Source organism: Salinarchaeum chitinilyticum, from assembly GCF_055390775.1.
Window position 1 is genome coordinate 2,756,674 of record NZ_AP043888.1, and the last position, 21,463, is coordinate 2,778,136.

The following is a 21,463-nucleotide window of genomic DNA, read 5'->3' on the forward strand; positions in this document are numbered from 1 at the left end:
GTGACCGATCCAGCAGTTGACCAATGTCACAGGGCAAGCCGATTCGGACGACCACAGGAATCGATCGCCGTCTTGCGATTGGCGGTATTGCTAGACCATGGCGATTCGGACGAACGAAACTCCTCGAAGAGCTGTCAGTTCGGGGTGGGTCGCCGTGACCCTGCCGGACGACGTTACGGTGGTGAGCGAGCCAGCCGAGGAGTTCCTCAACCAGAAACAGCTCCTCGATTACCGGTCTGAGCGCGAGGACTGCCTCTCGTGGCTGCTTGCGTTTGGGAAAGCCCCCGAGAAGGGCGAGGGGTACGCAGTCGGAACGGTGAATCCGCGTGCCTCTCGCATGGATCAGTTCTATCGGTGGGTCTGGCGATCCGAAGACGGGTATACCGCCCACCTCGATACCGATCACGCGGATGATTGGATGCGTCACCTCGCCCAGGAGGATTCGAGCAGCACGCACAAGACGAACTGCCAGAAGGCAGTGAAGATGTTGTTCAAATGGTGGTCTCATGAGCGCGGTGGTGGCTCCTGGGATCCTGAGATTACGTTCTCTCAGAATGATCGCTCGCGTCCAGCAGACTATCTCACGCGCGAGGAGCGGCGACTCATTCGAGATGCGGCCTTAGAATATGGAACTGTTCCTGAATACTCCAATCTCAGTCCAGCTGAGCGGGATCGTTGGAAGCAGTACCTCGCCCAGCGGTTGGAGATGAAGAAAGATGAAATCACACCTGAGGACTGGGAAAAAGCTAACTCGTGGAAAATCCCATCTCTGGTCTGGTGTAGTCTGGACGCGGGGCTCCGACCCGTCGAAGTGGAACGGGCAACGGTCGCGTGGGCCGACCCAGAGAATTGCGTGCTTCGAATCCCGCGCAGCGATAGCGCGAAGTCTCGGGAAAGCTGGATCGTGTCGCTGAAGACACGAACTGCGAAGATGCTCGCCAGATGGCTAGAGGAACGCGCCCAGTATCCGAAATACGATGACACAGATGCGTTGTGGTTGACCAGAGAGGCTAATCCCTACACGTCCCAGTCGTTGCGCTACCTGCTCCACCGACTCTGTGAAATCGCCGATATCGAGACGGAGAATCGGCGCATGAGCTGGTATTCCATCAGGCACTCGGTTGGAACCTATCTCACCAGAGAAGAAGACTTGGCTGCCACGCAAACCCAACTCCGCCACAAGTCCCCAGAATCCACGATGATTTACGATCATGCGGCCCCGGAGGACAGACGGGACGCGCTCGATCGCATGGGCTGAGAATCAGCTATCCTCTTCATCTGAGGCGTTATTATTTGGGCGACGGAATAGGCTATCCAGATTGGGAAAATCGTCATGGTGAAGCGCGCTGTCTTTCGCACTTTCTCTGCTTAGATTCACGAAAAATTCGTCTGGCATGTCCTCTATTTCAATAGAGCCCCCTCGTTCGTCAGCGGGGCTGACCATTCGGGTAATTGCCTTGATGTTAATCACCCTGAGCCCCATCTGGTTGAAATGAGAACGGTCCAACTCGAACTTATCGGGGCCGCGCTCAGCAGTGACTTCGAGGATACCCTCTTCGTAGCATGCGTCAATTATTCGCTCGACCTGCGTGTCGTGGATATTCTCATATGGTAGCAGGGATTGGATCTCCGATCGATGCATTGGGCGATTCATTAGCAACGTAGCTATCTCATATCCCAATGTCCTGTTGAGCACCCCTGCCTGATCCTCAGAATCCATTGAGATCACTATGGATCCTTCATTTATATACTTTGGAACGATCTCATTCTCCTTCCCAGTCTCAGAATCACATACCAAGGTGGGCGAAGTCGTTTTAACGACTGAAGCGCGTCGACAACCATGCAGCGACGATCGTTTCTCACTACGCTAGGCGCACACTCGCTGACCCCAAGCACCGCGATTATGACTCAGTTCGGTCCACCGCCCCTTCCGCGCGAAGAGGACTGCGGGTTCTGGTGGCGCTATTTTGAGCACGCAATCGCGCTCGGTGACTCCAAGTACTGCACTGAACGATTTCTCGACACCGCCGTGAAGCGCTCAAATCTCGACAACACGACCGATGACGAAGCGAAACGTGTACTCCGGGCGGCCTACCGCGGAGAATACGACGAGAGTGTTATACCAGCTGAGTATCGATACAATCCCTAGTTAAAAATCGGCCTACGACTCCGTTTGGGGACGCTGCCGGGTTGGCGGCGGATTCCTCTTGTTAAATCTTTTGCAGTGTGTCCCGAACACACGCTCAGCAGCGGCCAATGCCACTCCCCTCCTATGTACTATCATGCCAGAAGGGGACCAACCCGAGTTCGAATTTCTGGGTCCCAACAGTCTATCTCATCTCAACTATCACCAATCTGTCCTCTACCAAGAACACTGGGAGGGCTTACTGGACTATCTCCGTACGCGCGGGAAGAACCCTGATCGAAACCGGGGATACAGTGAGTCAAACGTCCGACCAGTCGCACGTAGAATTCACCAGGTGCATGCCTTCGCGTGGGCGGATGGCCCTGTTTCAATCACTATCTCGCCCGAACAGGCTGATCAGTTCGTTTCTGCACTTAACGAGGATACTGTCCTGAACTCAGATGGCGAAGCGTATGCAGAAGGATCGAAGCGAAAATTCACACAGGCTCTTCGAGTCTATTTCTCCTACCGAGGGATCGATTGGGAACCAGACATTCGATTCACAGAAGAACAGGCCAGTCTCGGCTCAGATCCTTTCAGCCTCGATGAACGAGAACTGCTGCTGAACACATCGTTCGACCATCGATCACCACCGAACTACAGCAATGTCTCACCTGAGGAAAGGGATCGCTGGAATGCCTACCTCGCTCAAGTCCTAGAGAGACCAAAGCAGTCGATTGGACCTGACGACTGGGAAGAGTTACAAAAGAGTTGGAAGATCCCAAGTCTGGTCAGTACTGCTCTAGACTGCGGCTGGCGCGCTGAAATGGTGGCCCGCCTGCCTACTTCATTGGTCAATCTTGGCGAAGGTCGCATTCTCATTCCTCCCGAGATTGCTGTGAAGAACGACCAGCAGTGGGAGGCGGAGTTGTCTGATCGTTCGACGAAGATGCTTGATCGCTGGTTCAGCCAGCGCGAGAACAAGACGAAGTACGACGAATCGGATCAGATTTGGCTAAATCGGAAGGGGAACCCCTACTCATCGAGGACGCTCAATGATCTGCTTTCGAACCTGATCGACGAAGCGGGAATCGACGAGGAGGGCCGACGCCTCACTTGGCACAGTATCAGGCACTCCACTGGGATGTACGTCTACGACCAGCACAAAGATCTGGAGCTGGTCGCCGAGATCCTTCGCCACTCGACGCTAGAAGCTGCTCGCAAGTACGCTCATCCAACTCCAGAGAGCAAGCAGGACGTTATTGAATCCATTCAGGGAGGTGGGAACCTGTGACCGATTCTTCTCATAGCTCTCAGGACCTGCTGAACTCTCCTTTATCTATTTTTTATAGATCCCTACTTAGTAGCACCAGTAACGCAGGTATACCTGTTCTACTTGGGCCTTTTTTATGTGTTTTAACTTGGGCTTTTGTACTACACTTCGCGCTGAGTGGTGAAGAAGCTGTCATCATTAGCATCATCGATGCATTTACCGATACCACCTGGTGGCCGATTTTCGCGGTCGTTGGTTTTCTCAACCTCGATGTAGAGGAGGCGGAAGATCAGATTGATGTGGCAATTAAGTACATCAGAGTGTCAAGTGAGGATCAGGATGGCCAATATGGGAAGGAACGCCAGAGCAATTCTCTAGATCCGGAGATTGAAAATCTAAATCCGAATCGGGTAATCGAAGTGGCAGATGATTGGGAATCTGCCGCGACGATGTTGCGCACCAATATTGACGAAATCATTGACATCGTGAAACGCCATCCTGATCAGACACTCTGTTTGATGATTGAGGACTTCGATAGACTATCACGCGCTGACCCCTTTGAGGCCGCGACATTTTTGTGGATTATGACGCAGTATAACGTACTGTGTTATTTTCATTCGATGGGCTACTTCGATTTCAGTGATCCTGATCAACAGTTGATGGCGTTCTTTGGAATGTATCAGGCAAGACAAGAGTACAATAAGATCGTGGAACGGACTAACGAGGGCCAACGTGATGAAAAGATAGAGGGTGGCTTCCCAGCGCGTGCCCCGTTCGGATTCACCAAACACGATGATGACGATAATACACTCTACTTGGATGAGCAGGAGGCCTCCGTAATCAGGGAGGCTGCCTCCGAACTTCTCAACAAAGAACGCCCATTCTCAGAGGTCTATGAAGATCTAGAAGATGAGTACGAGGCTTCCGATGTGAACCTGATCTCGAAGCAACAATTCAAACGGAAATTCACGGACCCAAAGTATGCTGGGAAACTCCTTCACAATGGTGAGCACGTAGGGGACTGTCCACAGATTCTATCTGAGGGGCAATTCGAGGAACTGAGTGCACGATTTGAATCAGGCGGTTCTGACGCCGTCGACGAGAAGCTGGATTACGCCCTCAATTCGGTCATCGAACGATTTGGTGTCGATGCTTCTCTGGAACTTCTCGATGTGATCAAAGGATGTTGTCCGGACTGCGGCGGCGATGTCAAAAAATGGGGAAGTGAGAAACGGTGGGGACACAGGGTGCTGAGGTACCGATGCGTTGAAGAACAAGACTCCGAATCCGACAGCGAGGGATGTGGGTTCAAAGGACCGTTGTTAACCGGGGAGTTTCTCAGGACCATGCAATCAACCGTTCCTATCATGTGTCCTGTCTGTAGAATGCCTGCTAACGATGAAGACTGGGACTCAGACCCTACGTCAATCGGGGCAATCCAGCAGACTTGCACTGAGTGCGGTGTGAAGTATTCCGTCTCTGTCTCCGATGACCAATTTGAGAGAGGCAGGGACCTTCCAGAGTATGCAATAGACCTCTTGGCAAGTGATGAGGAGCGTAGTGAAAATCATGATGAGGATGGTGAAATGATGGATGGAGACGATCCTCGAAGCGATCATCAGAAGGGCCTGCGGGACTTCACCTGACAATCCTGAGTACTGGTCATCGGATTTGCAATAATGACTTAGTTGCATCGACAGCCTATCCCAATGCGGCCTCACTATGAGAGAATTCACCGGGTGACCAGATCCGTATCGATATCCCAGATACTGAGGACCCGGATCATGACCAATACCACGGGAAAGCCGGGGGAGCGCACAGATCCTTGAGAGAAGTTGACGTAAGAAGAACTCGCGGTAGTCAACGAGCAGGTGATGCGGATCAGCGACGAGGTGCAGGGCGGCTGATCAAGAGCGGTCGTCGCGAAGCAGCCGGCCGAGAAGGTGCAGCGCGGGCGGGACGGCACGAAGGCGTTGCTGGAGCCCCTTGAGGAGCTTAAGGCGGCGCCGGGAGCAATCGTGCCCATCGCGGACGTGCCGGACATCCCCGCCGGTGAGGTGACGGTCGAAGGAACCATCGAGACGCTCTGGGAGCCTTCCTCAACGAGCATCCAACGAGTCGGGTTGATAGCGGAGACAGAGGGAGAATCAAGTTCACCTGCTGGGAAAACCCCGGGCAGACAGGATGCGTGAAGGTCAGACAGTGCGGTTCTGGCCAGCAGCCAAGAACTGGTACGAAGGTCAGTGCTCAATCGCGCTGACTGGGTGGTCGCGGATCAAGTTCCCGGAGCGCGGTCGGTGGTGGGAAGAATAGGCAGTCGACCTACCCTCTTTTTGCTGTGTGCCGGACCGACATAGACCCTACCGCCCCACCCACCGCTCCGTGCTCGCTTCGCTGCGCGCGCAGCCACGACCTCGTTCACTCCAACATTTATCCGGCAAACCGAGGGAAGGAGTGTGCGACTCGGGCGAGTTTATCGAGCCCCCAGAAGGGTGCGGGCGTACGAGCGCTCCAGGTAAGACAGATGACTGGTGAAGGTGAGCTAACCTGCGATGTCTGTGGAAAGTCCTTCGACACCAAGGACGCGTTGGGCGGCCACAATAGCAGCCACAGCCGCCGCATCTCAGACACCCAGTTACTGGTCGAGGTCGACCGTCTCGTAGACGAGCTGGGCCGTTCCCTAACAACTGCAGAGATGAATGAGCTGGGAGCGTATTCAGCTGGAACGTACAAAAAACGATTTGGAAGCTGGGCAGAGGCACTCCAAGAAGCCGGGTACGAACCGGTGAACCAACACCGGGTATCCAAAGACGCACTCCTGGACGAAATCAGACGGCTCGCAACGAAGGACGGGGCGCCGCCAACGGCGGCCGACATGCGCTCGGAGGACGAGTTCACGGTCACAATCGCACAGAATCGCTTTGGCAGCTGGAACGAGGCGCTCGAGGCAGCAGGTTACGACCCCAATCATCGGCATCGGATCTCGGAGGCGGAATTACTCGAAGAGACCTATCGGCTTGCCGACGAATTAGGAAAGGTCCCAACAGCGCAGGAGATGAAAGACCACTGGGAGTTCTCACATCGACCCTACTTTACTCGCTGGGAGGGCTGGCAAGCCGCGATCCGAGCGGTCGGCTACGAACCGGTCGGCCGTCCAGCCGGCCCAGACCATCACAACTGGAAAGAACAGCCAGTCCACGAGTGGTGCGAGTACGGGGACAACTGGGATGAACAACGTCAGAAAGCGCTTGAACGCGACGACTATACCTGTCAAACGCCGGGCTGCGAGTGGACGCAGGAGGCGCATCTCGAGACATTCACGAGAGGACTCCACGTAAATCATATCCGACCGCTAAGCGCCTTCGGCGACGACGAGAGTGAGGTGGATTTCGGGCGGGCCAACCGGCTGGATAACCTCGTTACGGTGTGTGCCGAACACCATCATCTCTGGGAGCGGGCATCACCGCTCCGGCCCGATATACGGTGAATCTCGTAACCGGCGGGCGTTGAACGAGTAGCTGACTGAATGGCAATCGGATAAGCAGTCACCCGGTTGGGAGAAGTATATTGGAATAGAGGATAAAGCGGTCAACAAGAGAATGTCTGAACTACTATCGCTTGGTACTGAACTCGAGTTTGCGGATTATGTTGATTGGAATGAAACGACGAATATCAAAGACTACGAGGTTGTTTTTGTTGACCTTCTGGACTTGGAGAAGCGAAAGGATGAGTTCCTACATTCCTACGTTCCGGCTGGGTACAAACGCCAGTACAATCTCCCGGATTCTAAAGACGTTCTGAGGCTTCTAACATCTGGAGGGGACCTGATTGTTTGTCTTCCAACCACTACATCGGTGATGCCTTCGGAAGACCAAGACTGGGAGCCGGACGAACCGATACCCGATGATGCGTTGATACGCCCAGGAACGCCTATTCTCAATTTATTTTCGTGGCTTCCATTCGGGCTGGAAGTGAGTGATGAGCCTGGAAAATCAGTTGACGAGAGGAGTATCGACGATGACTGGAAATGGTACTTTGACGGCCAATTTAGCTGGGAAATTTCTTTTAAGAACCATATCCCCGATGAGGATAGCGTTGAATACCAGTTCCACTCCCTAGTTAGCAATCGATATGGTGAGGCGTTAGCTGCGGAAATCATGGTGAAAAGCAAGGGAGGGATGCTCCCCACTGGCTCCGAGTCTAATCAGGGAACAGTGTATCTTCTTCCGCTGGTGAAGACTGGTCATAGCTTCGATGATGTTGCAGAAAAAGTGATGGATAATTTCTATCCTGAGGTTGATCTGGATACGGTAGGTCGACATCCGGATTGGTTGAGCGAGTACGCTGCACCTCGAGAAAAGGGATTACTGGGGAAGATTCGGGAGCTAGAAGATGAACTTGAGGAGGAACGGCTGAGGAAGGATCTTCTCTGGGAGTATGATGATGAGCTTGAAAATGCGGTTCGTTCGGCGTTCAAGGATGCTGGGCTGACTGTTGGTGGAGCGGTGAAAAATCGACGTGATGGTTCTATTGAATTGGATGACCGCGTAATCCTACTGGAGATCAAAGGGCAGGAAGGAGATGTTTCTGAGGAGAATATTTCTCAGCTGATTAAATGGGTGGATAGAGATGGAGACGAGTTTGAAAGGGATGTGACGGGATTGTTAGTGGTGAACCATCGTAGGCTAACTGAGCCAAATGAGCGAGAGTTCCAGTTAGATCAAGAGCGGTATGGTATGCTGGATAGGAAAGGTTTGCAAGTGGTTACCTCGCTGGAGTTGTTTAAGATGCTTCGTGGATTGGAAGCCGGTGATATCTCCGAAGCAGATGTGGTTGAGAAATTAAAATCGGAAGAGATAGTCGTTCTATTTGACGAGGTCGAGAGTCCTTTCTGAGATGCTTGGTATGAGAACCAAACCTAAGGTTACCAGCGCCAGATTTTGGCTGCCCATCTGTGGTCGGACTCGTTAACTTCTGTCTCCCACCCTTTCTCTTCTAACAAGTTCGGAAGACTGTCGAGGTGTGCATCACCGCAGGAGACGACAACAGTATCGTACCCGTTTTCTTTGGAGCTTCTGTGGATTTCCTCCGCCATATCTTGGTCACGAGTTCCGAGCCGTCGTTCCTCGAGGATGATCAAGAAGAAGGAGAACAAAAGCGGTGCCCCGATCACCATCATTGGTTTGACCACTGCCGTGAATGTGAGGGAGGCAACCGCTGGAGCATCAATAAATGGAAACGGATAGACCGGGACGAACAACCCGGCAGCGAAGACAAAGCCCGCGATAACCCCTGAACCAAGTATCCAGCTTTTAGGAAATCGGGGGTACAGTTCTGGGAGATCGGTGTCGATTTCGTCGTAGACAGGGATCTCTGCTTTCTCTTTGATGTCCGGCCCCTCGTAGAGCGCTGCTTGCAGCCAGTACAGTGTGAGGGCTCCGATCAGGAAGGAGAGGTAGCCGATAGACCAGTTGTCTGGGCTGACACGGTCTTCTCTCTGTTCTACGAACAATGCATCTGCATCAGCGTCTAAGTGCGAGTCAAGTGATTCTCTGTCCGTAGAAGAGATGTGAAATTCTCCCTGAAATACGGCTTTCATTGACTGTCAAGTGCGTTTCTTTTGAAGAAATATAATTGGTGCAGGTGGAGAGACGGTTCAATTCGATCTCTCTGATCTATATGTACTGGATGGCGAAGGTGGATCCAGAGATAACGAACGCCAGGAAGGACAGGAGGATGATCCGGTTGGTCAGTATCTGCTGGCTTTTCGCATCGGCCTTCCTGTAGACCCGTTCCTGAACGGAATACACCCTGTTCAGTTCTCTGGGCAACCATTCCCAGCCGAGTTGGGTCAGTATCTCGCTGATCGCTTTCTCACTTACCTCGCCTCGAGGTATACCAATAAGCTCGTGTAGATGGTCTTCCGGCGACGAGATCACACGCTGTACTTCAAAGAAGTCAGTGGAGAGAGCCGAGAGTTCGTCATTTATTCTGGAGAGCTCGCTGCTCCAGACTCCGGCACTGAGATTGTCCAATCGCTTCTCTAAGGCAATTAGCTGGCTTTCTATTCTGAATATCTCGCTGATGAACTGTATCGTCTGTTCGTGATCGTGATCTCCTGGCGTCCTACTTATGAACCGTTTCGCACGGTCCTCAAAGGAGGTTTCTGAAGCCATCATCAACGAATGGAGAATATTTCCACTAAGCCGTTTTCCTCACAATTCCTCTGAGTGAGTAGACCGTCTGTTGGTGGAGTAATCGCATATACGGAGCGTGTCTGTAGGAGTACGTCGAGGACGCCGCCGATGTCTACCGGGAACAGGGTGACCCAAGGACGGCAGAAACCCTATTAGACGAGATCGAGATAACGTAAGGTCAGAAGAAAATCACGGAAGAGAGGCACGAACTGATTATAGAGAAGGTAGCCGAGACGTGATCTGTGCTGGAATGGGTTACAGCATTGGTTCGTAGTCAGGGAACACCTGCTCTGCTTTCTGGTTGACGGCGTGCGGCGGTTTCACCGGTTTGTTGTCGCGGGATACGTAGTACCGATCTTCGTCGAGCTTCTGGATGTGATAGTCTTCTCCGTCCGCTGTTTCGACCATGACACGTACTTCCTGTTCTTCGACAGTGTCGGAGGTTCCCGGATTGAGATGATGATCGAAGTCAGCCCGATCGAGGTACGGATTGATCGTGGCCTGGACATCTTCGGGGAAGACTCGGCCACTGCTGACTAGTGTGTATCGTCTACCTCTTGCGTTCCGCATTTCCGTTTCCTGGATGATGATGGCGTGTTCGTAGTCGTCTCTGACTTTCTGCAGCTCGTACCCTAGGTTGTCGTCGTCTTCGAGTTCTGAAGGAGCAGTTTTTACGAGTACCGAGTTGATTATTGCACCGGTCATAGCTGAGTCACGTTGTCGAAGATTTCAGAATCGGTGGGTATCAACGTTTGGACTGAATATCCTCGCCAACCATTTGCTGGAAATCAGCAGAAACCGATGCGAGTGTTGAACAATGAAGCCACCAAGGTCACTGCATATCCCTCAAATTAGATACTCCAATAGCCCAGTATTCTGTATTATTCCCGAAATAGGATGTAATAGTATCAACGTCAAGGATACAGCGGTCAATTTCAAGCACTGATCCAGTTTCGCTATTTTCTCGTCGTTTCTAGTCCGGTTCCCCTTGAAGAACATATTTGGGTCATCAGTCTCCTCATTCCCCGTAATCACGGTAAGGTACGATTTGACTAGTTCCCGACGAACCGGTTCCGGTGGATCATCGATGTACTGCAGATAGTCTTCGATATTAAGGCCCGGACTGTGGTAGTCTCGAACCCAGAGAGCAGTAATGCCATTGAAGACTGAAATCAGTGCGACGGCCATCGCCGCGTAGTGCATAATGTTCAGGTTGGAAATGATGCTGACTACAGAGACGATGATTGCATCGACTGTCAGTACGGTACCGATTTTGGATTCGACAGAGGTTCGCCGTTCTGCTTCTTCCTGGTATCGAAGCCGGATTTCTTCGAGGGCCAGGTGAGAAAGATCTACGTCATCGCTACTACTGTCTCCATCGCTATTGCCGTCTTGCTGTTCGTCGCTACCCTCGTCGTTGGTCATTCAAAACTTTCTGCCGCACTCGTCACAGGTCCGGTTGCCGTCGCCTTTCGAGATGGTATTGAAGCTGGACTCGTCCTTGCATCGGGGGCATACAGGCATGATTTTGCTGTTAGAAGGGTTCTCCGCAGTCGTCGCACGTTCGGTCGCCTTTCTCTTCTCCGTCCGCTAGCTCGGCGCTGTGGGTCAATGCTCCGTCTTTACAGTCAGGGCACAACGGCATCGTTTTAGAACGTCTCACCGCACTCGTCACACACCTGGTCTGCGTTCTGAATCAGGCCTTTCATCGCGTCATCTCGACAATCAGGGCAGAGAGGCATTCTTCGTACCGGGTAGTACCCATTTACAGTTAATAAGGATTTGGCGGCATCGGCCCTCGGTGAAGGAGTTGCAGTCCTGCATAGAGTCTATTGTCCCCCTCAATGGGTGAGGGTCTTGCTGTACTGGCGGGCTCCTGAGGACGGTGAGAACGTGGTTCACTTCTCTAGAGGAGTGTCTCTTTAAGACTGTTCTCTGAACATATTCTATAACACGATGGAATTTGACGACTGGATTGAAGCACAGGTAGAGGAGCGGCTTGAAGACAGTGAGGAGATATCTGAGGATGATCTTCAGCATGCGTTCAACGATACCATCGATGATCTGGCGTCTGAAGCATATGAAGACGTAAAATCCGAGTCGGGACTTCTTGAACAGCATAGAGAGGAGATCCGAGGGTTCGAAGATCGTCTGGACGATGTGTGGGGAGAAGCAATCGACTTACTGGAGCTTCTTACTGTACGTTCTGCTGAGATTGGGAGACAGATAACCAGCGAACGATTGCCGCCTGAACAGGACCCATTGTTTGCTGCTCTCGCTCATCTTCATTCGCGGGCCTGCCAGTTCGCATTTGAGATCGTGACGCTTCTGAGGTCGGGGTATCCAGGAGGTGCATTGGCTCGGTGGCGATCTCTGCACGAGGCTGTGGCTACGATGGCCTTCATCGAGGAGAACGGAGAGGAGATGGCAGAGAAATACATGAATTACCCGCCGGTCGCACGATACCAGTTCGCGCAGCAGTACAACGAACACTGTGATGAACTCGGGTTCGAGCCGATATTTGACGACGTAATGGAGGATCTCGAGGATCAAGTTGAGCAGCTGGAACAGAAGTACGGCGAGGACTATAGTCATGAGAGGATGCCTGGATGGGCCTTAGATGGTTTTCCTCACGGTCAAGGAGGTATCACCCGGCTTCGGAAGGACGCGGGGCTGTTCCACTACCAGCCGTTCTATAAGCTCGCAAGCGAGTCAGTACACGCTGGTCCCAAGGGAACAATCGACAGAACGGGTACTGTGAATCTGCCGGAGGAATTGACGCGGAAGGTTCAGCGCCTGCAGGTGGGGCCTTCTAACGCCGGTCTTTCTCGCCCTGGTCAATTAGCAGCTGTTGGCCTGCAACGGGCTACGGTGATGTTTCTCTTGATGGAGCCGGAGCCGATGCTGCAGATTGAGCGGCGTATTAACGGCTTGATGGTGCCGGAAATCTGGAGCTTGTTTGAGGATGCGGAGCAGGAGATCTATGAGCAAGAAGTAGAGGTCCGGGAAGAGGAGCTTGAGATGGACGTAGTCGACATCCTCCACATTTACATCGGGGCTGAGGAGGCCTTCACTGATGATCTGATTGCGGAGTACACTGTGTTCTCGGGATTCAGTGAATTTGAGGAGGCTGTTCCGTTCGAGTTAGATGAGGTGCCAGATTTGGAGGATCGGGGCAGGGCGGAGTTAGACCGGTTCATCGATGCTAACAGTGGGGAGTTGGAGAAGTATCGTGACTTGATTGATGAGGTGATGCTGCAGGTTATCGAGGAAGACGACCGGTATGACTTTGGGATAGATGACTCGGAGTAGAAAGAATCACGAACTGTCATCTCACTCTTCGCCTCTCTCATTGTCTTCGGTCCCGTCTTCAGTTTCCTCATCTGTCTCTTCATCACCGTCTTCTTCGTCGATCTTCTCGATAATTTCTCCACCTGCTCCCCAGCCCCCGGTGTCGTCAGGCGTGATCTTCTTCTGGTGCTCCAGCCACTCTTCGAAGGTTCGGTCTGCGTTGCTGACGGGGGGTGCGGAGTGACCTGTCCGTGGCAGCTCGATAGGGTTGAACTGTCCAGGCAGCAGGTCTATCCGAGACCGTGGGTCGAACTGACTGTCAAGGATATCGTCGATAGTCTGCATCAGAGTATCTCGCGAGACGTCGAACCGAGCTGAGGAATGGAAGTCATCCATGCACTGGTTGTCTGTCGCAAATTGGATGTATTCCAGATAGAGGAGAGTGCCGAGCCAGTACCGTAGTAGGGAATCAAATTCGGAGTCATCCAGCACTGAGATGCACTTGGTCCAGCCATTCCCGGCTCTCCTCCATTTGACGATTTCTTCACCGTGACTCAGTTCGTACCGGATGAAGGCAGAGGTGACTTCTGCCATTGCAGCATAGCAACACCACAAGGCCCACTCTTCAGGCGGAGACGCATGTTCACCGTCCCGAAGGGTTAACCCTGCTAAGATCTCGTCTTCGCTCACGTCGCTGGGAACTCTTTCAACCACTTTTTCGAGTATACCTGGGATCTGGCTGAGGGCTAAGGTATTGTACGGCCGGTCGTAATTCTCTGTCGGACCTCGTTGCACGACGGACTGAGCTGCTCTCCAACCAAGAGTTCGAACACCAGTCCCAGTAGCATCCCAAAGCCCTGTATCCGCTGCCTCCTCAAGCATTTCAAAGGATTCGTCCATAGCCTCTTTCCGGATCCGCTCACCGGTCGCGTTGAAGTCCACGGAAGCGACCAGTTTTCCGAGGCCCTGGGAGCTATGTACTGCGACAGGCTCGTGGCCTTGCTCGACTGCATTGCTTCCGATCGAAGATATTGTATCGACCGTTTCAGACCCAGCTTCACCGAGATCCTCGTCGACCGTCTTCTCACCAGCACTCGGTAACCGATTAGTCGACAGTTCCTCAAGTGAATCAACAACAGGCGGGTCCTCCTCGATCTGATCTGTGGATACGAACTTCAACAGCTCCTCAACCTGGTTGTCGATTACATTGAGGCCTCGTGTTGAGGCGGGTACATCTCTATCGTCGATCGCTGACCGGACGATGGATACTGGGACAAGGAAAGGGTCTGTTTCAGAGGGATCATTGTCAGCGGCTTTTGCATCTTCTACGATCTGTCGGGGTGTGAGCTCTTGTTTGACCCGTTTGATGATTCCCTCTGGCGTAGTCTGTTCGAGAGTTCGGTCGACAAAGAAGTACAGAACAACGAAGGAAGCTGCTGAGAGACCGACTGCGAGGAATACCATTAGTCTGAGTGCGTAGGTTCCGAGATAGGGGAAGAGAAGTAATGCGGCGATGTCGACGCCCAGGGAGACGGCGAAGATACCGACTGTCTTCTTGTACGCTGAGTCTGATCGGAATAAATGGGCTAACCTGGTGGAGTACCTTGATGTGGAAAGCTGGATTCCAAGGACCACCACCGAAAACACGATGGCGAAGACCGCCGCCTGGACTGAAGCGAGTGTTGTGAGAACCTGTTGTCCATTCTCTGCCGGGTCGTAATTCGAGAGCTCCGCCGCTACGAGAGAGACACCCGCTACAACTGCAAAGATAGCTGTCAGAGGCCAGCCAAGAGGTCTACCCATTTCATTCGAGACGATGACACCGGCCTGACTTATCTATCGGGGGTGTTCAGTGCGTGCGGGGAAGATAATCTTATCCGGGCTTTCACCCATGCCGAGGCCTGTTCCGGCACAGTAGCTGTCGGCATCCTCGACGGCTTCGATAATGCTGGGAGGTCCTCCGTTCTGTTCTTCGCCTCGACCTGTTGCTTACTTAATTCTTCTGCGTACTGAACCAGTTGTGTGACCTGGGATCTTGACGGGGCTACCTTTGTCGTTCCGTGCTCAAGCACTGGACTGCGTTCCTCTCGGTTTTCTCGTATCAGCAACTGGCTTTCTACGGGACGAGCGGTGTGCTCTGCGCTCTTGCTGGGTACTCGCTCATCCATCTTCCTCGAAAGCATGATAAATTGAAATTGATTGAGAAGTTCGCACCACTCTACCGGATCTGGTCTCCTGTTCCGGTGAAACGAGCACCGACCTCTGCTGAACTCTTCCTCTGTATTCAGCACGGCCTCAGAAAACCGTCAACGAATGAGGATTTCAACAGGGCCGGCACACCCTAAACGGAGCTGGGATGTGGATCTTATCCAGATCTCAGTTCCGAAGCGTGGTTCCAGATCGTCTCCTTCGTCAAATCTACCGCTGTACCGAGATCTCTGTAGGTCAGTTCTTGAGGACCCTCAAGATACACGGCAGCCGCAGCAATGCCCACGGGATTTCCTCCATGGGGTTGTTGCTTTTCGAGAGCCTCTTGGGCTGATTCTGCCACGTCGGTCGGCAGGTCCAATTCTGATATGATATGGTGGAGGTATTCAACCGGCGTCGGCGGTGATAGATTCAGGTCAAGGGTAGACTTGAGAGCCTTGTAGGTCGCTTTCACCGATCGCTTCTCCAGTCCCTCGTGTCCGTCGCAGAGTTGACCTGGTGGAACAGAACTGCCAGACGCTCGGGACGCAGCGTACACCGCCGCTGCAGCAGTATCATATTTGCACCGACCGTGGAGAAAGGTCTCAGTCCAGGCATCAGTAGCAATCTCGGCTGCGCGCTCAGTGATTTCATCCGGGATACCTGCTTGTTCCGCGAGGTCTTCGACAATGGAGAGTAAGTCAACGAGATTTGCTTCTGATTCGTCTTTGATTGCAATCTGTTCGTCCCACGGAGAGTTCGTGTTTGGATTCTTTGACTCGTCTTCGAGGTTCTCGATGAGATCGTCCGACGGTGAGTCTTTCTTTTCGGATATTACGTACGAGCACTGGTCACAGACCCAGCTGTCCAGACCGTCCCACTGAGACATAGCGTCAGCGTCGCAGGCTGGACAGGACGCCGGTTTTGGAGATGAGTTTTCTGCCATCTTACCTGTCCTCCTTGAACTGAGAGAGGACCTTGTCAGCCTTCGATTGCTTCCGCTCTTCTCCCATCTCTTCGGCTGACTGCTGGAATCGATGACGAACGTCAGTGACTGTCTCGAAGAGACCGTCACAGACGATCTGATAGCCTTCGATTTCCTGCTCATACTCGCCTAACTGATATCGGCCACGATAGAGCTCGTTGGACAGGACCTTTCGAACTGCCCAGCGGGACCATTCGTTCCCCTTCGAAGTCTTACATCCGCGTTCATTGAGGATCTGCGCAACCTCTGGCATCGAGCGATAGAGAAGGTACAGTCGAAAGATTTCACGGACCAACTCTGCCTCCTCGTCATCGATTTCCAGTGTCTGGTCTTCCGCCAAGTAGTACCCGAGTGGCGGTTGGGAGTTCGGCCATCGAGCTTCTTTGGCCATCGCGCTCATTCCAAGACGGACCCGCTGCGATGTCAGATCAGATTCTAACTCCGCAGCCGAGGCTAAATTCCGATACGTGAATCGTCCAACTGGCGATGCGGTATCGATTGGCTCAGTTACGCTATGCAGCGCAACATCATGCGACGAGAGTTGTTCCTCTGTTTTCACGAGATCTGCAAGTGATCGGCAGAATCTGTCGAGTTTCCAGAACACGACGACATCGAACGAATTCGTTTCCGTCATGTTCAACATCTGCTGGAATCCGGAGCGGTCCGTGTTTCGGCCTGTCATCCCTTCATCTTCGAAGATGAATTCGACATCCCAACCATTGGTTTCGCATCGCTCGTAGCAGCGTCGCACCTGCTCATCAATGGAATACCGGTGCTCCGGGTTACGCTCAGATGTTCGTGCGTAGATTGCCGCCGTTGAGATGTCATCGTCGGGAGTCCGATCAGCCTGATCGGGTGCGAAATCAACTCCTTCATTTCGTGGTTCGTCCGGCATCTCCGTCATGATGATCCCTCCTCCGGTCGATCGACGACCTCGATGTGATGCTGCTCGTTCGGCTCTGGCCCACGGAGTCGCCCGGCCGATCCCTCACAATTACAGTCGGGGCACTTCGGTGCCGATCCTCCGTTCCAGCCGATCTCATCCCACATGAACTCCGTGTCACAATCTCTGCACACCCACGGAAACGCTCCGTATTCATCGACGAGATCGGGATAAGTCTGCGCGAGTGCGGGAGTCAGCTTCGCCTCCTCGTGGGCTTCGAGGTACTCTACGACCTTCCCGCGAGGATACTCCGTATACAGCGGGAGCAATCCAGCTGCTCCTTCATTCTCGTAATACATCGACGATTGACCGCATCTCTCCTTGTAGTCGCAGTACTCACACTCCCAGTCTTGTTCTGGATCGGCCGGCGGCAGGAATCCGAATACCCGATAAAACGTGTTTTCTTCCATCCACCGTACGACCCTATCCTTCCAGAACTCCTGATCGAATGTCGCGTGGAACGTCTTTGCGTCCAAGCTGTCCCGATCAGCATACAGGAAGACGACGTCCCGGATTTGTCGATCATACTTCTTTGTCAATCCGTACATGTAGGCGTGCGTCTGCGCGAGGTGGTGCGTTTTTGGCTCAGAGGTGTACTCAATCGAGGATGTTGTCTTGATCTCGGTGAGCAAGATCGGGTTCCCATCTTCGTCGACGATGACGGGATCTGTGCTACCGACCAGCGTTATGGATGCGATGTCTGTATCAATGGTCGTATTTATCCAGAGACTGTTCTGGAGGTACGTTCCTGGAAAATCAACTGACTCTTCGAGATATTGCTCGGCAAGGTCTTCTTCGAAGCGATTCCCATAGAAGAATATCCCGTCGGGATCGTCAGTCTCCTCAGGAGCGTTGAGGTGGCCGTAGTATGTCTTTCTGTGACACTTCAGAAGATCGCTTGGACTAAATCGCCCTGGGGGTTTCTTCTTCGACGGACCGTTGAAGTATTCCTGACCGTTGCGAATGTTCTCTCGGAACTGATACTCGTCGTACCAGTCACTGAAGTCAGTGCTCGTAATCTCCCGAGCAACGGCTTGGGTGACGACGGCCTCATCAGCACCTTCTGATACTGGTTTGCGGGTTTCACCGGTGGAGCCTGTGGCTCTATCCGAACTCATTGTTGCACCCCGCGTAGAATGGACCAGTCTCTTGACTGAAGCCCCGCCGACGTTATTGGAAATCGAACTACTGTACCGCCGTTTTCAAGATGATGGCGTTCGTTTACTATCATGGGTTTCTGGACCCCAGAAGCCCGGTCCGGGTGTCCTACCACCCGGGCGTTTCCTGTGCAGTCCACACCCCGTGGGGACCGAGCTTCCTACCTTCTGCTATCCAGCATATGGACTTAAATGTTTGCCATCTGCTGTCCAGCATTAGGTACAAGGATCCAGCCGTTGACTGGCGAATAAGATGGGAGAGAGGGAGAGAGACGACAATGGTCGCTTCGAACGGAACGTCTCTGACAACGAGGTACTAGCAGCGGTTGAGAAGCATGCACCAGCAGGCACCACTGAAGTTGCTGATGAACTCGGTATCGCCCGTCAGAGCGCAGACTACCGGTTACGGCAACTTCAGGAGCGTGGATTAGTGTCGTCGAAGAAAATAGGAGGTACCTTGGCCTGGATGATATTGGAGTAGAGCACTACGCTAATAATTGACTATATGGGCGTGTTTAGAGGCTCGAAATCGTGCAGTTTAGCAGCTTAGCGCGGCTTCGATATTTTTGACGGCAGTTTTGAGCGCGAGTTCACGGAACTGGCCGAACCACGTTCGCGCTCGGAGCGTATCACCAAATCGACGTTTCAACGTGCGAATAACTGACTCGACGACCGATCTGCGGTGATACGTTTCGTCGTCGAGTCTGGCGTTGTGCGCTGCGTCTAGCGACGAAAATTCGCGGTGCTTGATCACCGGCCTCACATCCGCTTCCCGAAGTTTTCCGCGTAATTCGTCCCAGTCGTAGCCTTTGTCGGCGGTGATCGTTTCGACCTGGTCGGGATTTCGTGAGAGCACGTTCGCCGATCTGCGTGTCGTGTGGTCGTTTCATCGAACAGTGTATATCTAGTATCATACTCGTTTCGCAATCGACGATGACGGTCGTTTTGACTGCCCTGAAGGTGTAATTCGTCCGTCTGGCGTAGCGACGACTCGCTCCGCGCCGATCGAACCCGGTTGCGTCGATCGCCTGGATCTCACCGGTCTCATGAAGATCCGACGAGAGCTGCAGCCGCCGCCAGATCGACATTTTCAGCTCCTGCATCCGCGAACAGACCGTGGTGAAATCGGGGAGATCGATCGGTTCTACGCCGAGAATTCGAGCGATTCGAGGCATCTCGTACAGCACGTCCAGCAACCGCCGATATGGGAGATCGAGATACGTTTTGAGGCCGTGAATTGAGACGATCACCCAGTCGGCGTAGCCGCTTTCGCCGCGCTGTACCGCAGGTTTCGGGTCCCCGACGGCGGCTTTTTGAGCGAGCGTGACGACGCGCCTAGTGAAGCGGGCTAGTTTCGTCTGCACCAACCGAACCTACCCGCTTCACTTCCTAGTAAGTTAGACATTTAGCAACAGCTACTAGGTGGGCGATACTAGTCCGTGAGTCGCTAAGCAGTCCGGTTTCTGGCGTCTAAACGCGCCCGAAGTTATTATAAGTGATTATACAGGCGTTCAGAATGCTGGAGGTCCACCGCACTCACCGAGCAAGCATCCGCAACCACTCACAGGTAGAGGGACCGCTTGACCGGCACGGGTGGAGTGCCAGCAAACTCTGGAACGTCGCCAACTACCACTCCCGGAAAGTATGGGAGGAGACGGGCGAGATTCCCGACCATGGCGACCTCAAAGACGAGTTGAAAGGTCATACCAAATACAAAGGGCTGCACTCGCAGTCCAGTCAGCGCGTTCTTGAGGAACTCGCTGAAGCCTTCAACTCGTGGTACGGGAAGAGGAAGTCCGATAATCGAGCGAATCCGCCCGGATACCGCAAGAAAAACTACTACGACGACCACGGCAACCGCGTCCACGAGGAACACCCCGTTCGACGGTAACGTGGAAGCAGAACGGCATCAAACACGACACGGAGAATAATCGCGTCCGGCTCTCGCAGGGTGCGAATCACAAGGAACACCCCAAAGCGTGGGAGTACATCCTCGTCGAATACGAGACCCGCCCAGGCGCCACCGTCGAGAACATCCAACAGGTTCGCGCAGTCTACGACAAGGCAAAGGGACGATGGGAACTTCACCTCGTCTGCAAAGACGAAATCGAACCGCCCACCGCTCCCGGCAACGAGACGGCGGGCATCGACCTTGGTATCAGCAACTTCGTTGCCGTCGCGTACAGTACCGAGGACGCCGACCTGTACCCCGGCAACCGGCTGAAACAAGACGGGTACTACCTCCCGAAGGAAATAGCCAAATGTGACGATTCAGACGGGGAGAGGGCAACTCGTCTCCACGCGAAGTGGTCGGAGCGTCGAATCCACTTCTTCCACTCCTTAGCGAAACACATCGTCGAACGGTGTGTCGAGAAAGAAGTCGGTCGCATCAGCTTCGGCGATCTCGAAGGCGTCCGTGAGGATGAGAACGGTGAGTCGAAAAACTGGGGGAAGCACGGAAACCTCGACTTGCACGGCTGGGCGTTAGACCGCTTCGCCGATATCCTCGAATACAAGGCGAAGGTCGAGGGCATCGAAGTCGTCGAAGTGTCCGAGCGTGGCACGAGTACGACGTGTTCTGTGTGTGGTCGAGAAGACGAATCCCGGCGCGTCGAACGTAGTCTGTACGTCTGCGAGACCTGCGACGCGGCGTTCAACGCTGACGTGAACGGGGCGGAGAACATCCGCCGCGACATGGAAAGTAACTCCGAGTCTTCGGCCAGTTTGGACGAGGATAGGAGTACCGGCTGGTTGGCACAGCCAGCAGTCTACCTTCATGACTTGTCCAGTGGATTCCAACCGCGGGAACAAGTGGTAGACTGCAAACCCTAATATCCCAATCCAGCGGCGCGGTGCCGTGGGATTCCCGCGTCTTTAGGCGCGGGAGGATGTCAACCGCTGCTGAAACGACGCTTCACCAATGCGCTCCGAGCGTGAACCTGATTCGCCCAGTTCCGCGAACTCCCTCTTGAGGCCGCGATCAGCTGCAAACCCCACTCGATTTCGGATCTAATCATGCCACTTGAATAGATGTACCTAATCTTACAATTTTGGACCGAAGCGTAATAAAAACTTGGGGACTTTCCATCACCGGCTGGAGTGGTGATTACTACCTTTAGTTTAGCCAGAACATTCTCAATCAGGTATCTATGCTAAGTCCCGATCCGGATTTGGTTCACTTCAGCCACCGGCATCCTATGCCATCCACTGGTAACGATGAGGTAACCGTACGACATCGAAGCAATTCTGTGCAGTTCAATCTGAACCCGTCATGATTGAGCGTCAGGTGGCCACCGCGAGAGTGA

16 protein-coding genes and 3 pseudogenes are annotated in these 21,463 nt (G+C 53.3%); 9 read left to right on the forward strand and 10 right to left on the reverse strand.

Features of this window, described 5'->3' with window-relative positions:
• Positions 1-154: 154 nt before the first annotated feature.
• A complete protein-coding gene (locus tag ACZ5KP_RS13355) occupies positions 155-1,258 on the forward strand; it encodes a tyrosine-type recombinase/integrase (RefSeq protein WP_460918319.1) in 1,104 nt (367 codons plus the stop codon).
• Positions 1,259-1,261: 3 nt separating this feature from the next.
• Here ACZ5KP_RS13355 and ACZ5KP_RS13360 read toward each other — a convergent pair whose 3' ends face one another.
• Positions 1,262-1,720, reverse strand: a complete 459-nt coding sequence (locus ACZ5KP_RS13360; protein ID WP_460918320.1) for a hypothetical protein — start codon at positions 1,718-1,720, stop codon at positions 1,262-1,264.
• A gap of 562 nt (positions 1,721-2,282) precedes the next feature.
• Between ACZ5KP_RS13360 and ACZ5KP_RS13365 the strand changes: the two genes are divergently transcribed.
• From ACZ5KP_RS13365 to ACZ5KP_RS13385, 5 genes and pseudogenes are all read left to right on the forward strand, one after another.
• Positions 2,283-3,419 (forward strand): tyrosine-type recombinase/integrase, encoded by a 1,137-nt coding sequence (locus tag ACZ5KP_RS13365; RefSeq protein WP_460918323.1) that lies wholly within the window; start codon positions 2,283-2,285, stop codon positions 3,417-3,419.
• Positions 3,416-5,044, forward strand: a complete 1,629-nt coding sequence (locus ACZ5KP_RS13370; protein ID WP_460918324.1) for a recombinase family protein — start codon at positions 3,416-3,418, stop codon at positions 5,042-5,044. The genes ACZ5KP_RS13365 and ACZ5KP_RS13370 overlap by 4 nt, the downstream gene beginning before the upstream one ends.
• Positions 5,045-5,203: 159 nt before the next feature.
• Positions 5,204-5,711 (forward strand): annotated as a pseudogene (locus ACZ5KP_RS13375) (DNA-binding protein); the annotation flags it as partial.
• Positions 5,712-5,922: 211 nt separating this feature from the next.
• Positions 5,923-6,885 (forward strand): homing endonuclease associated repeat-containing protein, encoded by a 963-nt coding sequence (locus tag ACZ5KP_RS13380; RefSeq protein ID WP_460918325.1) that lies wholly within the window; start codon positions 5,923-5,925, stop codon positions 6,883-6,885.
• Between the two features lie 112 nt (positions 6,886-6,997).
• Complete coding sequence (locus tag ACZ5KP_RS13385) at positions 6,998-8,293, forward strand: hypothetical protein (RefSeq protein ID WP_460918327.1); 1,296 nt, start codon at positions 6,998-7,000, stop codon at positions 8,291-8,293.
• 29 nt (positions 8,294-8,322) lie between these two features.
• On the opposite strand, the gene ACZ5KP_RS13390 is transcribed toward ACZ5KP_RS13385, so the two are convergent.
• The 4 genes from ACZ5KP_RS13390 to ACZ5KP_RS13405 all read right to left on the reverse strand — a co-directional run bounded on the left by ACZ5KP_RS13390 (position 8,323) and on the right by ACZ5KP_RS13405 (position 11,020).
• Positions 8,323-8,997 (reverse strand): hypothetical protein, encoded by a 675-nt coding sequence (locus ACZ5KP_RS13390; RefSeq protein WP_460918328.1) that lies wholly within the window; start codon positions 8,995-8,997, stop codon positions 8,323-8,325.
• Between the two features lie 76 nt (positions 8,998-9,073).
• Entirely contained in the window at positions 9,074-9,574 is a 501-nt protein-coding gene (locus tag ACZ5KP_RS13395; RefSeq protein WP_460918329.1) for a hypothetical protein, read from the reverse strand.
• A 276-nt stretch (positions 9,575-9,850) separates the two neighbouring features.
• Complete coding sequence (locus tag ACZ5KP_RS13400) at positions 9,851-10,300, reverse strand: hypothetical protein (RefSeq protein ID WP_460918331.1); 450 nt, start codon at positions 10,298-10,300, stop codon at positions 9,851-9,853.
• Positions 10,301-10,441: 141 nt separating this feature from the next.
• Positions 10,442-11,020, reverse strand: coding sequence for a hypothetical protein (locus ACZ5KP_RS13405; RefSeq protein WP_460918332.1), 579 nt, complete (start codon positions 11,018-11,020; stop codon positions 10,442-10,444).
• A 531-nt stretch (positions 11,021-11,551) separates the two neighbouring features.
• Between ACZ5KP_RS13405 and ACZ5KP_RS13410 the strand changes: the two genes are divergently transcribed.
• Positions 11,552-12,907: a DUF5677 domain-containing protein gene (locus ACZ5KP_RS13410; protein ID WP_460918333.1), complete on the forward strand. Its 1,356-nt coding sequence runs from the start codon at positions 11,552-11,554 to the stop codon at positions 12,905-12,907.
• 21 nt (positions 12,908-12,928) lie between these two features.
• On the opposite strand, the gene ACZ5KP_RS13415 is transcribed toward ACZ5KP_RS13410, so the two are convergent.
• The 4 genes from ACZ5KP_RS13415 to ACZ5KP_RS13430 form a co-directional block, all read right to left on the reverse strand.
• The gene (locus tag ACZ5KP_RS13415; RefSeq protein ID WP_460918334.1) at positions 12,929-14,689 is read right to left on the reverse strand and encodes a DUF2254 family protein; all 1,761 of its coding nucleotides are present in this window, start codon (positions 14,687-14,689) and stop codon (positions 12,929-12,931) included.
• 562 nt (positions 14,690-15,251) lie between these two features.
• Entirely contained in the window at positions 15,252-16,019 is a 768-nt protein-coding gene (locus tag ACZ5KP_RS13420; protein ID WP_460918335.1) for a transcription initiation factor IIB family protein, read from the reverse strand.
• A 1-nt stretch (position 16,020) separates the two neighbouring features.
• Entirely contained in the window at positions 16,021-16,962 is a 942-nt protein-coding gene (locus ACZ5KP_RS13425) for a recombinase family protein (protein WP_460918337.1), read from the reverse strand.
• The gene (locus ACZ5KP_RS13430; RefSeq protein WP_460918338.1) at positions 16,959-18,119 is read right to left on the reverse strand and encodes a CRISPR-associated protein Cas4; all 1,161 of its coding nucleotides are present in this window, start codon (positions 18,117-18,119) and stop codon (positions 16,959-16,961) included. Before ACZ5KP_RS13430 ends, ACZ5KP_RS13425 begins: the two co-directional genes overlap by 4 nt.
• Positions 18,120-18,411: 292 nt before the next feature.
• On the opposite strand from ACZ5KP_RS13430, the gene ACZ5KP_RS13435 reads away from it, so the two are divergent.
• Entirely contained in the window at positions 18,412-18,639 is a 228-nt protein-coding gene (locus ACZ5KP_RS13435) for a helix-turn-helix domain-containing protein (RefSeq protein WP_460918340.1), read from the forward strand.
• A 57-nt stretch (positions 18,640-18,696) separates the two neighbouring features.
• On the opposite strand, the pseudogene ACZ5KP_RS13440 reads toward ACZ5KP_RS13435, so the two are convergent.
• Positions 18,697-19,522 (reverse strand): annotated as a pseudogene (locus ACZ5KP_RS13440) (IS5 family transposase).
• A gap of 152 nt (positions 19,523-19,674) precedes the next feature.
• On the opposite strand from ACZ5KP_RS13440, the pseudogene ACZ5KP_RS13445 reads away from it, so the two are divergent.
• Positions 19,675-20,990: pseudogene (locus ACZ5KP_RS13445) on the forward strand (RNA-guided endonuclease InsQ/TnpB family protein).
• Positions 20,991-21,463: the final 473 nt, after the last annotated feature.

Coding starts and splice junctions, on each gene's coding strand:
- ACZ5KP_RS13380 (WP_460918325.1), top strand. CDS start 5,923: ATGACTGGTGAAGGTGAGCTAACCTGCGATGTCTGTGGAAAGTCCTTC.
- ACZ5KP_RS13365 (WP_460918323.1), top strand. CDS start 2,283: ATGCCAGAAGGGGACCAACCCGAGTTCGAATTTCTGGGTCCCAACAGT.
- ACZ5KP_RS13420 (WP_460918335.1), bottom strand. CDS start 16,019: ATGGCAGAAAACTCATCTCCAAAACCGGCGTCCTGTCCAGCCTGCGAC.
- ACZ5KP_RS13385 (WP_460918327.1), top strand. CDS start 6,998: ATGTCTGAACTACTATCGCTTGGTACTGAACTCGAGTTTGCGGATTAT.
- ACZ5KP_RS13390 (WP_460918328.1), bottom strand. CDS start 8,997: ATGAAAGCCGTATTTCAGGGAGAATTTCACATCTCTTCTACGGACAGA.
- ACZ5KP_RS13415 (WP_460918334.1), bottom strand. CDS start 14,689: ATGGGTAGACCTCTTGGCTGGCCTCTGACAGCTATCTTTGCAGTTGTA.
- ACZ5KP_RS13430 (WP_460918338.1), bottom strand. CDS start 18,119: ATGAGTTCGGATAGAGCCACAGGCTCCACCGGTGAAACCCGCAAACCA.
- ACZ5KP_RS13405 (WP_460918332.1), bottom strand. CDS start 11,020: ATGACCAACGACGAGGGTAGCGACGAACAGCAAGACGGCAATAGCGAT.
- ACZ5KP_RS13425 (WP_460918337.1), bottom strand. CDS start 16,962: ATGACGGAGATGCCGGACGAACCACGAAATGAAGGAGTTGATTTCGCA.
- ACZ5KP_RS13410 (WP_460918333.1), top strand. CDS start 11,552: ATGGAATTTGACGACTGGATTGAAGCACAGGTAGAGGAGCGGCTTGAA.
- ACZ5KP_RS13435 (WP_460918340.1), top strand. CDS start 18,412: ATGGGAGAGAGGGAGAGAGACGACAATGGTCGCTTCGAACGGAACGTC.
- ACZ5KP_RS13400 (WP_460918331.1), bottom strand. CDS start 10,300: ATGACCGGTGCAATAATCAACTCGGTACTCGTAAAAACTGCTCCTTCA.
- ACZ5KP_RS13360 (WP_460918320.1), bottom strand. CDS start 1,720: ATGGATTCTGAGGATCAGGCAGGGGTGCTCAACAGGACATTGGGATAT.
- ACZ5KP_RS13395 (WP_460918329.1), bottom strand. CDS start 9,574: ATGGCTTCAGAAACCTCCTTTGAGGACCGTGCGAAACGGTTCATAAGT.